Source organism: Citrifermentans bremense R1 (assembly GCF_000426865.1).
Lineage (GTDB): Bacteria > Desulfobacterota > Desulfuromonadia > Geobacterales > Geobacteraceae > Geomonas > Geomonas bremensis.
The window spans coordinates 343810-355986 of sequence record NZ_AUGE01000005.1 but is presented as its reverse complement, the minus strand read 5'-3'; the positions used below and the strand labels follow the sequence as shown (position 1 = coordinate 355986).

Annotated in this window: 11 protein-coding genes; 8 read left to right on the top strand and 3 right to left on the bottom strand. The window is 61.5% G+C overall.

Going from position 1 to position 12177, the window contains the following annotated elements; genetic code table 11:
- The first annotated feature begins 147 nt into the window (after window positions 1-147).
- Together K419_RS0106250 and hpnI are read left to right on the top strand one after the other, a co-directional pair.
- Window positions 148-735, top strand: a complete 588-nt coding sequence (locus tag K419_RS0106250) for a class I SAM-dependent methyltransferase (RefSeq protein ID WP_026840831.1) — start codon at window positions 148-150, stop codon at window positions 733-735.
- Window positions 729-1889 carry a bacteriohopanetetrol glucosamine biosynthesis glycosyltransferase HpnI gene (gene hpnI, locus K419_RS0106245; RefSeq protein ID WP_026840830.1) on the top strand — a complete coding sequence of 387 codons (1161 nt, stop codon included), beginning with the start codon at window positions 729-731 and terminating at the stop codon, window positions 1887-1889. Before K419_RS0106250 ends, hpnI begins: the two co-directional genes overlap by 7 nt.
- A gap of 34 nt (window positions 1890-1923) precedes the next feature.
- Here the strand turns inward: hpnI and K419_RS0106240 are convergent, their stop codons facing one another.
- The 3 genes from K419_RS0106240 to K419_RS0106230 form a co-directional block, all read right to left on the bottom strand.
- Window positions 1924-2136, bottom strand: coding sequence for a DUF2905 domain-containing protein (locus K419_RS0106240; protein ID WP_026840829.1), 213 nt, complete (start codon window positions 2134-2136; stop codon window positions 1924-1926).
- 87 nt (window positions 2137-2223) lie between these two features.
- Complete coding sequence (locus K419_RS0106235) at window positions 2224-2754, bottom strand: epoxyqueuosine reductase QueH (RefSeq protein WP_026840828.1); 531 nt, start codon at window positions 2752-2754, stop codon at window positions 2224-2226.
- Between the two features lie 9 nt (window positions 2755-2763).
- Window positions 2764-4428, bottom strand: a complete 1665-nt coding sequence (locus K419_RS0106230; RefSeq protein WP_026840827.1) for a multiheme c-type cytochrome — start codon at window positions 4426-4428, stop codon at window positions 2764-2766.
- Window positions 4429-4690: 262 nt separating this feature from the next.
- Between K419_RS0106230 and K419_RS0106225 the strand changes: the two genes are divergently transcribed.
- The 6 genes from K419_RS0106225 to K419_RS0106200 all read left to right on the top strand — a co-directional run bounded on the left by K419_RS0106225 (window position 4691) and on the right by K419_RS0106200 (window position 12108).
- Window positions 4691-6004, top strand: a complete 1314-nt coding sequence (locus K419_RS0106225; protein WP_026840826.1) for a porin — start codon at window positions 4691-4693, stop codon at window positions 6002-6004.
- A gap of 71 nt (window positions 6005-6075) precedes the next feature.
- Window positions 6076-6435: a hypothetical protein gene (locus tag K419_RS0106220; protein ID WP_026840825.1), complete on the top strand. Its 360-nt coding sequence runs from the start codon at window positions 6076-6078 to the stop codon at window positions 6433-6435.
- A 4-nt stretch (window positions 6436-6439) separates the two neighbouring features.
- Window positions 6440-8644, top strand: coding sequence for a methyl-accepting chemotaxis protein (locus K419_RS0106215; RefSeq protein WP_026840824.1), 2205 nt, complete (start codon window positions 6440-6442; stop codon window positions 8642-8644).
- Between the two features lie 220 nt (window positions 8645-8864).
- Complete coding sequence (trpA, locus tag K419_RS0106210; RefSeq protein ID WP_026840823.1) at window positions 8865-9671, top strand: tryptophan synthase subunit alpha; 807 nt, start codon at window positions 8865-8867, stop codon at window positions 9669-9671.
- 133 nt (window positions 9672-9804) lie between these two features.
- The gene (accD, locus tag K419_RS0106205; protein ID WP_026840822.1) at window positions 9805-10653 is read left to right on the top strand and encodes an acetyl-CoA carboxylase, carboxyltransferase subunit beta; all 849 of its coding nucleotides are present in this window, start codon (window positions 9805-9807) and stop codon (window positions 10651-10653) included.
- A 180-nt stretch (window positions 10654-10833) separates the two neighbouring features.
- Window positions 10834-12108 carry a bifunctional folylpolyglutamate synthase/dihydrofolate synthase gene (locus K419_RS0106200; protein WP_026840821.1) on the top strand — a complete coding sequence of 425 codons (1275 nt, stop codon included), beginning with the start codon at window positions 10834-10836 and terminating at the stop codon, window positions 12106-12108.
- Window positions 12109-12177: the final 69 nt, after the last annotated feature.

Sequence of the window (12177 nt, the reverse complement as noted above, 5' to 3'; positions counted from 1 at the left end):
AGACCTTTTGGGTTTTGCTTTTCCCCGAAAAAGGTTTTCTCAGTGTTTGGCTTTTACTCAGATATTCTCAGATGTCCTCCTTGCTAATGGTTTAAAGGTTTTTGACGTTCTCGGATTTTCTCCGTGGCTAATGCTTTTGAGGTTTGCATGGCAAAGAATGAATCATTACGCGGCGCGGTGCCTTTGTCTCATTTCTACCTGAGACAGAGGGTGCGCCCGGGGGACCTGGCGCTGGACGCTACCTGCGGCAACGGGTTCGATACGCTCCTTCTGGCGGAGCTTGCCGGGGAGGGGGGAGAGGTCTGGGCTTTCGATATCCAGCCCCGCGCCATCGCTGCCACGCGCGCGCTCCTGGAGCGGGAAGGGCGCCTGGCGACCGTTCACCTGCTGGAGGCGGGACACGAACGAGTATCGGAATTCGTCCCTGCCGGGCTCGCGGCGGCTGTCTTCAACCTCGGGTACCTTCCCGGCGGCGAAGCCTCTCTGGTCACGGATCCGGTGCGGACCGTGTCGGCGCTGGGGCAGGCCGCCAAGCTACTGAAGCCTGGTGGGATCATCACCATAGCTTTGTACACCGGCCACGAAGGGGGCCCCGAGGAGGCGCAAACCGTGCACGAGTGGGGCGCTTCGCTCGCCCCCAGGGAGTACAACGTCTGGTGCAGCCGCCAGTTGAACAGACCGCAGGTGGCGCCGTACCTGGTCCTGGTCGAGAGAATACGAGGAGGATCATGCTAAAGGAGCTGCTTCCATTCCTGGTTACCGCGCCGGCTCTCGGCTATGCCGCTTTCACGCTCCACTGCGGCCGCAGCTTCTTCGCAGGGCAGAGACCCCTTCTTGAGCACACCCCTCCCGTCTCCATCCTGAAACCGGTCAAAGGGGTGGACGGCGACAGCTTCGAAAACTTCGCCTCGTTTTGCCGGCAGGAGTACCCGAAGTTTCAGATAGTCTTCGCTGCTGCGTCTCCTTCCGATCCCGTCATCCCCATCATCGAGCGGCTCATCGCCGCCTTCCCGCAGGTCGACATCTCGCTGGTCGTGGACGGCGCCATCCACGGGGCGAACTACAAGGTGTGCAACCTGATGCATGCCTACGCGAAGGCCAAGTATCCCCTGCTCATCGTCTGCGACAGCGACATCCGGGTCGACAGCCAATATCTGCGCCGGGTTTGCGCGCCTTTCGCCGATCCCCAGGTGGGGCTGGTGACATCCCTTTACCGGAGCTCCAGCGTGAAAGGGGCCGGCTGCGCCATAGAGGCGCTCGGCTTTTGCAGCGAGATGGTCCCGAACGTCATGGCTGCCGTGAAGCTGGAAGGGTTGAGCTTCGCTCTCGGCGCATCCATGGCGCTGCGCCGTGAGGCGCTGGAGCGGATAGGAGGTTTCGAGGCCCTGGTCGACTACCTGGCCGACGACTACCAACTGGGGAACATGATCCACAAAAGCGGGTTCCGCCTGGAACTCTCCCCGCACTTCGTGGAGAGCGTCATGCGCGGCGATGAGGAGGTATCCGAGGTGATGGCGCGGCAGTTGCGCTGGGGGAGGACCATGCGCGTTTCCCGCCCTGGCGGTTATCTCGCCTCCGGCATAACGCTCCCCTTCCCGGCGGCCCTCTTGGCGCTGCTTATCTCCGGCTTCACCGCGTCGGGTTGGCTTGCCGCGGCACTGCTCTATCTGGTGCGATCGGCCGTGTCCGTCAGTTATAGCCGAGCATTGGTGCGGGACCGGCTGTTGCCGCGCTGGCTTTGGCTCCTGCCACTGCGCGACGCGCTCGCTTTTGCGGTATGGGCGCTTTCGCTTCTGGGAAACCGGGTGCGCTGGCGCGGGGAGCTGTTCCAGTTAGACAAGGGGGGGACGATCCGGCCTCTACGGAAAAGGGGACAGGCTACTTTTTGAAATCAAAAAGTAGCCTGTCCCCCTTTATTTCGCTTTATTTGCGGAAAAGCCAGAGGATGAGCGAGAGTAACAGCGAGATGATGATGCTGGTGGCGAGCGGAAAATAGAAGGTGAAGTTCTCCTTCTTCACGTAGATGTCCCCGGGGAGCCTCCCCAGCCAGGGGAAGCGGCCGGCGAAGGTGACGAGAGCGCCGATGGCGGCGATGACGAGCCCGATTATGATGAGCGATTTTCCCAGTGAAGGCATGTCGTCCCCAGTTGTGAAGGAGGATCGCCCCCCGCCCTATGGGAGAGGGGAGGGGGTGAGGGCTACTAGCGGCTCGGGCGCTGTGACTTACTTCCTGACGTACCTTTCCTTCTCGCTGTAGATGCAGCCGCAGTACTTCTGGCGATACAGCCCCATCTCCTTGGAAAGGTCGATCCCTTCCTGCCAGCCGCTCCTGAAATCCTGGTAGTGGAATTTCACGCCGTAGCGCTCCGCGAGTTTATCACCGAACTCGCGGATCAGTTCCTGGTTTTGGTACCGGCTGTACAGAAGCGTCGACGAGAAGCTGGGGAAACCCATGAGGGCCGCCGCCTTGGCGGTCTCCTCCAGTCTCGACCGGTAACAGTAGGCGCAGCGCGCCGCAGGTTCCCCCGCCACCTGGGACAGGAACTCTTCCAACCGATACTCCTCGCGGTAGTGCACTTCCAGCTGGACCATCTCGGCGTACTTCTTCAGCGCCTCCATCCGGAGCTTGTACTCGGTGTAGGGATGTATGTTGTGGTTGTAAAAAAAGCCGGTGACATCCACCCCGCTGGACCTGAGTTCCTTCACGGGGTAGATGGCGCATGGCCCGCAGCATATGTGCAGTAAGAGTTTCATCTTCTCCCTTTAGGGCCGCCCGCCGCCGCTTCCACTGAGGTAGGCGATGGCTAGCGTCTTCAAAACGGCAATCTCCGCTGGAGTATAAGCGATCTTTGTTATCGGGTTGGTTATCGAACCCGGAAGAATCGCCGCGTTTATGGCAGTCGCAACGTCGTCGTCCATGCCGGCGTTGGAGATCCAGTCGATGGAATCGTAGATGAGCCGCTTGGTGTAGAGCGGGTTGTGAGCGTAGGCTCCCGGTTCACTCGACAGGAGGCTGTAATTGAAAGATGCCCCCATGGTGTTGGCCCCGTTGCCTGGGAGGAACGTGTCCCAGTTGGTGCTGGTCGATTTGCCGCTCTTGATGATGTTGAGCATGGCCAATGCTGCGGCGTACCCCGCCTTGCGCTGCTGTAGCGAGGCTGCGGTGTGGCTGGTTTGGAAGCTGCTGTCGTGGCACTTGACGCAGGTCGTGTTGACCACAGCTGTGATGGCTTTGGAATCATCCAGTGTCACTGGCATGAAAAGATGAGAGGTGCCGTCGGTCATGTGGCAGGTGATGCAGGGACCCTTGCCGCCGGTGCCGCGGTTGTTGCCAAGGCCGACGGACGAGTGTAGGAAGGAGGCGTTCGAGTAGCTTCTCCCCGCGAACTCGTAGCCCCCCAGTTGGAAAATGGTTGCCCCGGCAGAGCGGTAATGGCCGTTCGGCATGTTGGCGTTGCTAAAGTTAAGGCCCAGAGCTGCCGCGTCTTTAATCATCTTCCCAATCGCCCTGCCTGTGTGACACGGCATGCAGAGGTTGGATGCGCCTGCATCCGGGTACACGGTGGCGTTGTTGTTGAGCTTCACCGTCGGCGAGCTCTTGGATGCCGAGTAGTTGTAGTAAATGCTGACGGCGGGGACGCTGCGCAGACCGTAGCCATAGGCGCGACCGGCGGCGTTGTCATGGCAGGCGTTACAGGTTGTGAGTTCCTTGGTCTTGTCGCTGCCGCTGCCCCAGGCCCGGGCATCGACGAAGCCGGAATTGACGAAATTAATGTAGCCGGTCGTCGTGTGGCAACGGACGCAGTTCGACTCGAAGGTGGTTGAGGACGACTGGACGGTGCCCATTGTTTTGAAGTCGTAGTACGCATAGGCCAAGGCCATGGTATTGCCGTGCGCACTTTGCGCCCACTGTCGTGCTATGTTGATGGCGCCGCTCGGGTTGTGCGGGTTGTGACAGTTCCTGCAATTGTTCACATTGTGGGAGCTTACGTATGAAGCCCTGTATTTCGTGTTGAGTTGGCTCGCGGTCATGTTGCCGAAGTGCTGCGGCGCCTGCGCCACCATGACGTCGCCCGGGTGGGAGAGCCCGTGGCACTTGCCGCACTTGCCGGCTTGGTCCGGGTTCCTGGTCGCCACTCCGCTTCCGCCGCCGTGGCACTTGGAGCAGGACTGCGGATGGCCGGCATGGGGTTCATGACAGTCGGCACAGCCTGCCCCGTTCTTTAGGTTATGGGCGGAAGCGCGCCATTCGTCGGCGATAACGGCCCCCGTCCCCGGGGAGGTCCAGGTGGCGTGGCAGTTAAGGCTCATGCACGTCTGCGATGCCGCCAGCTTCGAAATGGGGACTCCGCTCTCGCTGGAGCCGCCGCCGCAACCGGCGACCAGCACCGGAACAAGGATCAGGAGAAGGAGACTTTTTAGCCGCATAGCATGACCTCCGGGAAATTTCGACGCTACCTTATAGCACTTCCCAAATTAAAAATGTAGTTAAAAAATGAAGATCAGCTCACCAGAGAAAAGCAATTACTCTCACAGTCTTTTGTTAAGTTGACTTCACATCAGCAATATTGTAATAATCTACTCTCGTTTCTTCCTGCTCTTTCTATGCAATTTCTTGAATAGGGCGAATTGTTATTTATTAGCTTATTCTTACAATAATGTATTTTTTTTGATTCTGCAGGAGACAAAAATGTTCTTAAAGAGAGTAACCGCAGCTGCCCTGCTCACCTTGGGCTTTGTTCTTGCGCCCCTGCTTGTTCCTGAAAAGGCCGACGCAATACCCGCTTTCAGTCGGCAACACAAGACCGAGTGCTCCACCTGTCACACGATATACCCGGAATTGAACGAGTTCGGTGACGCCTTCCTGAAGAACAGCTATGTCTGGCCCCACAAGAAAAACGGCGCGAAGGCGGTCAGCGCCGCGACACAAGGGGGGGAACCGGCCGGGAACGAATGGGCAACCATCTCCGGTCTGCCCCTGCAGCTCCCCATCTCTCTTACCGCGACCGCCGACCTGGCCTATGACAACGACGCCGCAGATGGCAACAAAGTCAACCTCTCCACGAGGTCGCTAACGCTGCACGCCGGCGGTTCCCTCCGGGACGTGGCTGGCTTCTTCCTCACCTACAACCTCTATTCGCAAGGGGCGGGGCATGCGGGGTCGGAGGCGCTCACCCCGGCACGCAACACGAATACCCCCCCAAACAACGATCCCGACATTGATGAGCTGTTCCTGGTATGGCGCCACGCGCTTAATTCTCCGGTGAACCTCAAGGTGGGACGTTTCGAGCCCAAGCTGTCACTTTGGAAGAAGAGCAACCGCATCCTCCCCGTTCCCTCCTACGCCTCCACCACCTATCTGGTAGGCAATTCGCCGTTTAGCAGTGACGCGACCGAGGACGGGATTGAGCTGAACGCGGTGCTGGGCAACCGCCTGTTCGTCGCGGCAGGCATTGTCGATAGGGACGGCCAGGACCGGGAGGATGGTTACGGGCATATTTCCTATAAGTTCGGCGGGACTGACCTGAAAGGGCAGGAGCCCGAACTCGAGCTGGAAGGGGAGAGCATCTGGGACTACCTCGCCATCACCACCGGCGTCTTCGGCTACTGGGGGCAAAACGGCCAGTTCAATAACGGCATCGCGCAGAACCTCAACAACTTCCGCCGCATAGGCGCAGAGGCCGACATACTGTACAAGCGGCTGCACCTGAAAGGAAGCGGCAGCTTCGGCAGGGATTCCAACCCCACCCTTTGGGTGCGGCAGGAAGTCGACAGCCGCGCGTACACGCTGGAAGGCGAGTACTACCTGGGGGCACCGGTCAACCTGGTGCCGCTTTTCCGCTACGAGCACTTGGACACCGGCAACGGGGGGACCAAGCGTTTCATCCCCGCGCTGGCCTACTCACCGCTGCAAAACTTGAAGCTTTCCTTGGAATACATCCACAGCGAAGCCCCGGAAGGAAACAGCAACACAGCCTTCGCCTCTCTCGCCTTCAGTTTGTAGTGGGGACGCCGAAGAAACAAACATGGCGGTATTGCCGCCGTTTATACACCGTTGGGAGGATTTAAAAGAAAATGAAAAAGTTCCTTGTTACTATGCTTCTTCTCGCAGCGACCGCAAGCAGCGCCCATGCCGGGCTCAAAGTCGTCGGCAGGGGAGACGCCATGCGCCTTGACCCCACCTCATTCCCGCCGGCCATGAAGGCAAACTACGACGTCATGAGAACCAAATGCGTCAAGTGTCACACCCTGGAGCGCACCATCGTCGCCATCCAGACCGGCGTGGCCCCGATCTCCGGCCAGCCTTTCGACCGCACCGCCACCAAGGCCTACGGCATCAAGATGCTCAGAAAGCCCGACTCCAACATGACCAAGCCCGAAGTGAAGGCCACCGTCGACCTGATGAACTACCTGTTGAGCGAAGCGGGGCAATAACGCGATGAAAGACCTCACGCTGCGTAGCCGGCTGATAATCGCCTTCCTGGTCATGGCCCTGCTGGTCGCGTTCACCGGCGGTTTCGGCGCCTTGGGGATAAAGAGGGTCGGCGGACAGATCCAGACCATCCTGGAGCAGCTCTCCAAGCAGCAGAAACTGGTGCTGCTCATGGGGGTGACCCAGAAGTACTGCCACGTGAGCCTGATGCAGGCTGCGCTGGTGCGTACCGACCCGGACAAACTGGAGGAGTACGTCGAGGACTACCGCATGAAGCGGGACACCCTCTTGAGCCAGGCCCAGATCATCCTGGAAGGGAACAAGAAGCTCGGCGTGCTTCCGGCTCCCAAGGGGAGCGTGGTGGAGAAGCGGACCAGGGAGTTCCTGGTGAGCTGGGCCGCCTTCGAGCAGGTGGCGGACGAGCTCATCGCCAAGAAGCAGGAGCTCTTCAAGGGGGTCTCCGCCGGGGTGCTGAACCAGGCCGCCAAGGACGCCCTGGCGGACGAGAAGCTGAACCATCTGGCCAACGAGGAGATCACCGAGGCCAACGACAAGGCGAAGGCCGACCTGGACGACATCCTGGTGGAGGTCGGCAACCAGATGAACCAGGCCAATGCCCGGGTGACCGAGATCCAGAAATCGGCGGGGGTCACCTTCGCCGTGGTCATCCTGCTGGCCGTCGCCGTGGCCGTCGGTCTGGGGATCTTGATCACCCGCAACATCGTCACCCGGGTGGGCGCCATCTGCGAGGCGGTCAACCGCGGGGCCGAGGGGGACCTGACCGCGACCACTTCGCTTGACTCGCACGACGAGATAGGGAAGCTGGGAAGCGACTTCAACGAGATGGTCGACAAGCTCTCCGTCATGATCGGCAAGGTGCTCCGCTCCGCCGCGGAGCTGGCCGGGATCTCGGACACCATGGCCCAGGCCTCGCACTCGGTGGTCGGCTCGGCGAAGACCCAGGCGGAAAGCGTCTCCAAGACTTCCGCGGCCATCGTCCAGATCACCACCTCGGTAAAAGGGGTCGCCCACGGCGTCGATTCCCTGTCCATCTCGGCGTCTGAGAGCTCCTCTTCCATCCTGGAAATGGCCTCAAGCGTCGAGGAGGTGGTCCAGAACATGGAGAACCTGGCTCTGTCGGTGAACGAGGTAAGCTCGTCCATCGTCGAGATGGGGGCTTCCATCAAGCAGGTGGGTAACGGCGTGGTGAGCCTCATGGAAGTCTCCACCGCTACCGCTTCCTCCGTGATGGAGATGGACAGCTCCATCAAGCAGGTGGAGAGAAACGCCAACGAGACGGCGGCCATCTCCAAGGGGGTGCGCGAGGATGCCGAGACCGGCCGCGAGGCGGTCGAGGCGGTGATCAACGGGATGCAGGAAATCAAACGCGCTTCCCAGATCACCAGCGAGGTCATCACCACCCTCTCCGAGCGCGCCGCCGACATCGGCGACATCCTCTCCGTCATAGACGAGGTGGCCGAGCAGACGAACCTTTTGGCCTTGAACGCGGCCATCATCGCGGCCCAGGCCGGAGAGCACGGCAAGGGTTTCGCCGTCGTCGCGGACGAGATCAAGGAACTTTCCGAGCGCACCTCCAGCTCCACCCGCGAGATCTCGCAGGTGATCCGCGCGGTCCAGGACGAGACCCGACGCGCCGTCGAGGCCATCGACCAGGCCGAGCGCTCCATCGGCGACGGCGAACTCCTCTCGCAGAAATCGGGGGAGGCGCTGGCGAAGATCGTGGTCGGGGTCAACGAGGCTACCGCCCAGGTGGGCGAAATCGCCCGCACTACGGTCGAGCAGGCCAAGGGAAGCCAGATGATCCGGGAGGCGATGGAGCAGGTCTCCGAGATGGTGGCGCAGATCGCCAAGGCCACCAAGGAGCAGGGGCAGGGGAGCGAGCTGATCATGGGCGCGGTCGAGCACATGAAGGGGCTCACCTCGCAGGTGCTCTCTTCCACCCGCGAGCAGAACAAGGTCGGGAACCTGATCGCCCAGTCCACCGAGAGCATCACCGAGATGATCCGCCACATAAAGCGCGCCTGCGACGAGCAGACCCGCGGCAGCGAGCAGATCGTCGTTTCGGTGGAGGACATCCAGCAGGCGACCGACGCGAACCTCGAGGCGACGCGGGTCATGGACGAGGCGGTCTACAAGCTGTTCCGCCAGACCGAGCTCTTGAAAAAAGAAGTGGACGCGTTCAGGATCTGATCACCCTGCCAAGCAAACCGGCAACTTTCCCAGCCCCCCTTGCCGGGGGGGTGGGGATTTCTCCCGCCCAGAGCAGTCCCCCGCATCCCCCTTTTTTTACCTGGGGGACTTTTTTGTTTTTGCAGTTTCTCCGTTTTTTCGTTACATAATCTGCTGTTCGGAGGGGGCGCCGGGAGGCGTGATCCAGCCGTGCGACATTCAATAAATAAGGAGGGGCCTGATGAGCAGGATTTCAGATAGATTTGCCAGCCTGAAAGAGCGGGGGGAAAAGGCGCTCGTTACCTTCGTCACCGCCGGCGACCCGGATCTGGCGACTACGGAAAAGGTGGTGCTCGAACTCGAACGGGCAGGGGCCGACCTGATCGAGCTGGGAGTTCCCTTCTCCGATCCCATGGCTGACGGCCCGACCATCCAGCTCTCCTCCGACCGGGCCCTGGCCTCCGGCACCACGCTCCCGGCGATACTGGAGCTGGTATCGAGGCTCAGGGAAAAGACCCAGGTCCCCATCGTGCTGATGGGTTACTTCAACCCCATCTTCGCCTACGGTTCCGAGCGCTTTGCCTTCGATGCGGCCCAAGCCGGGGTCGACGCCCTGCTGGTGGTGGATCTCCCCCCCGAGGAGGCCGCTGAGCTGAAAGGGGCCACCGACAGCTGCGGACTCGACCTCATCTTCCTCCTCACCCCGACCTCAGACGCCTCCCGGGTCGCTATGGTCGCGCGCCAGGGAAGCGGCTTCATCTACTACGTTTCCGTCACCGGCGTCACCGGCGCGCGGAGCGCGGTCGCCGATGACCTGGCGGCGCGGGTCACCGAGGTGCGCGGGGCGCTGGAGCTGCCGCTCGTGGTCGGCTTCGGCATCTCCACCCCGGAGCAGGCGGGGGAGGTGGCCCGGGTGGCCGACGGCGTGGTGGTGGGAAGCGCGCTGGTGAAGTACTTCGAGAAGTACCAGGGGGCCGAACTCCTGGAACAGCTGGGAGGCTTCGTCTCGGCGCTAAAACAAGGAGTGCTGAAGGGCTCCCGGCAGTAACCGCTTTTGTTCCGGCTGGTTAGCTTTGCGCGTAAACCGTTTTGTTTGACATAGACGGTGCGATCTGATAAGTATCAGCGCCGGATTTACGATTTTTAAAACAATAGGGGCATTTCCCCAGAAGAGGGCACATATGGCTTGGTTTAAAAGAGACAATCCGCCGCAGGCTAAGGGACCGGCTCCCAGGGTGAAGGTTCCCGAGGGGCTCTGGACGAAGTGCGTCAGCTGCGGCGAGACGATCTATACGAAGGACATCGAGAACAATCTCAACGTCTGCCCCAAGTGCAACCACCATTACCGGGTCTCCTCCAAGAAGAGGCTGGAGCTTCTCCTCGACGAGGGGAGCTTCACCGAATTCGACGCAGGCGTCGTCTCGGTCGACTTCCTCGACTTCAAGGATTCCAAGAGCTACCAGGACCGCATCGACCAGGCCCTTGCCAAGGGGGGCAGCAAGGACGCCATCATCTGCGGCGCCGGCCGCATCGAGGGGACCCCGGTGCAGATCTGCGTCTTTGACTTCTCCTTCATGGGAGGTTCCATGGGGAGCGTCGTGGGCGAGAAGATCACCCGCGGCATCGAACGCGCGCTTTCCGACCGTATCCCCTGCATCATAGTCTCCGCTTCCGGCGGCGCGCGCATGCAGGAGAGCATCCTCTCGCTCATGCAGATGGCGAAGACCTCCGCGGCGCTGGCCAAGCTGCGCGAAGCGGGGCTTCCCTTCGTCTCCATCCTTACCGACCCCACCACGGGCGGGGTCACCGCCAGCTTCGCCATGCTGGGCGACATCAACCTGGCCGAGCCCAAGGCCCTGATCGGCTTCGCCGGCCCGCGCGTCATCGAGCAGACCATCAGGCAGAAGCTCCCCCAGGGTTTCCAGCGCTCCGAGTACCTTTTGGACCACGGCATGGTCGACGTCATCGTGGAGAGGAGCAAGATGAGGTCGCAGCTCTCCAGCATCCTGAAGATGCTCTATCGCCCGTAAAGAGGCGTCATCCGAATCACGGGCGCCGGATCAGCTGTTGGCTGGCCGGCGCCTTTTTTATTTTGGTGCATGGGGTGAAACCTTTCCCCGCTAGCAGCCTTGACGGCTTGAGCAATCCTCCTCGAGCCGCCCCTATTTTATGGACTTTTTCATGCGCTTTACCTATAATCCCGGCCTGTCATGACCTACGCCGAAACCCTCAGCCACATCTACGCCTTGGGGCGTTTCGGGATGAAGCCGGGGCTCTCCCGGATCTCCCCGCTGCTTGCCGCGCTGGGCAATCCTCAGGAGCGGTTCCGGAGCGTCCACGTGGTCGGCACCAACGGCAAGGGATCGACCGCCTCCTTTCTCAGTTCCATACTCAGCGCCGGAGGGTACCGGACGGGGCTCTTCACCTCTCCGCACCTGATCTCCTTCACCGAGCGCATCCGCATAGACGGCAACGAAATATCCGAAGAGGATGTGGTGCTTCTGACCGCGCGCGTTATGGACGCCGCTCCGCCGGAGAGCACCTTCTTCGAGATAGTGACGGCCCTGGCCGTTTTGTCTTTCGCCGAGAAAGGGGTCGAGGTAGCGGTGTTCGAGGCCGGCATGGGGGGGCGCCTCGACGCCACCAACGCTCTCGAGGGCATCCTCTGCGCGGTCACCCCGATCTCGCTGGAGCATACCGAGTACCTGGGGGAAAGCCTCGCTGAGATAGCTCAGGAGAAAGCCGGCATCTGCAAGCCGGGGGCGCCCCTGGTATGCGCCTCGCAGCACCCGGAGGCCGAAGCGGCCATAGCAACCCGCGCCGACGAGATCGGCTCCCCCTTGTACCGCCAGCAGGAATCTTTCGACGCCTTCTGGCAGGGGGAGAGGCTCTGCTACCGCGGCATCGGGGTGACCCTGGACGAGCTCGAGGTCGGGCTTTTCGGGCGCTACCAGCGCGGCAACGCCGCTTTGGCATTGGCGGCTGCGGAACTTTTGGGGGGGCTCGGCTTCCCGCTGTCGCCGCAGGCGATGGCGGCCGGCATGGCGCGCGCTTTTTGGCCGGGAAGGATGGAGCTCTTTCCCGGGCCGCCGCGCGTGCTTTTGGACGGCGCCCACAACCCAGCCGGCGCCAACGCCCTCGCCGAGGCGCTCGCGGAGGTCCCGCGCGCGAGGCTTTTCATGGTGGTCGGCGTCATGGGGGACAAGGAGCTCGGAGGGATACTGGGGCCGCTGCTCCCCTTGGCCGACCAGGTACTCTGCGTGACCCCGGCCCTGGAACGGGCGCTGCCGGCGGAAGAGATCGCCCGCTTCTGCCTTGCCGCCGGGGTGCCGGCGCAGGAGGCCGGGAGCGTGACGCAGGGGGTGCAACAGGCGCAAGCTGCCGCCGCCGATGAAGACCTCATACTCGTCTGCGGATCCCTCTTTGCCGTCGGGGAGGCGCGGGGATACCTGCTGTCGCGCAGCTTCGAGCCTTTTCGGGGTTGAATGGCACCTTCCCTCCCCTAGGAGGGGGACGAGGAGCGAGGCTCCCCGAACGAGATGAGCCTTTCCTGG

Coding starts and splice junctions, on each gene's coding strand:
- K419_RS0106225 (WP_026840826.1), top strand. CDS start 4,691: ATGTTCTTAAAGAGAGTAACCGCAGCTGCCCTGCTCACCTTGGGCTTT.
- K419_RS0106235 (WP_026840828.1), bottom strand. CDS start 2,754: ATGAAACTCTTACTGCACATATGCTGCGGGCCATGCGCCATCTACCCC.
- K419_RS0106220 (WP_026840825.1), top strand. CDS start 6,076: ATGAAAAAGTTCCTTGTTACTATGCTTCTTCTCGCAGCGACCGCAAGC.
- K419_RS0106230 (WP_026840827.1), bottom strand. CDS start 4,428: ATGCGGCTAAAAAGTCTCCTTCTCCTGATCCTTGTTCCGGTGCTGGTC.
- K419_RS0106215 (WP_026840824.1), top strand. CDS start 6,440: ATGAAAGACCTCACGCTGCGTAGCCGGCTGATAATCGCCTTCCTGGTC.
- trpA (WP_026840823.1), top strand. CDS start 8,865: ATGAGCAGGATTTCAGATAGATTTGCCAGCCTGAAAGAGCGGGGGGAA.
- K419_RS0106240 (WP_026840829.1), bottom strand. CDS start 2,136: ATGCCTTCACTGGGAAAATCGCTCATCATAATCGGGCTCGTCATCGCC.
- accD (WP_026840822.1), top strand. CDS start 9,805: ATGGCTTGGTTTAAAAGAGACAATCCGCCGCAGGCTAAGGGACCGGCT.
- K419_RS0106200 (WP_026840821.1), top strand. CDS start 10,834: ATGACCTACGCCGAAACCCTCAGCCACATCTACGCCTTGGGGCGTTTC.
- hpnI (WP_026840830.1), top strand. CDS start 729: ATGCTAAAGGAGCTGCTTCCATTCCTGGTTACCGCGCCGGCTCTCGGC.
- K419_RS0106250 (WP_026840831.1), top strand. CDS start 148: ATGGCAAAGAATGAATCATTACGCGGCGCGGTGCCTTTGTCTCATTTC.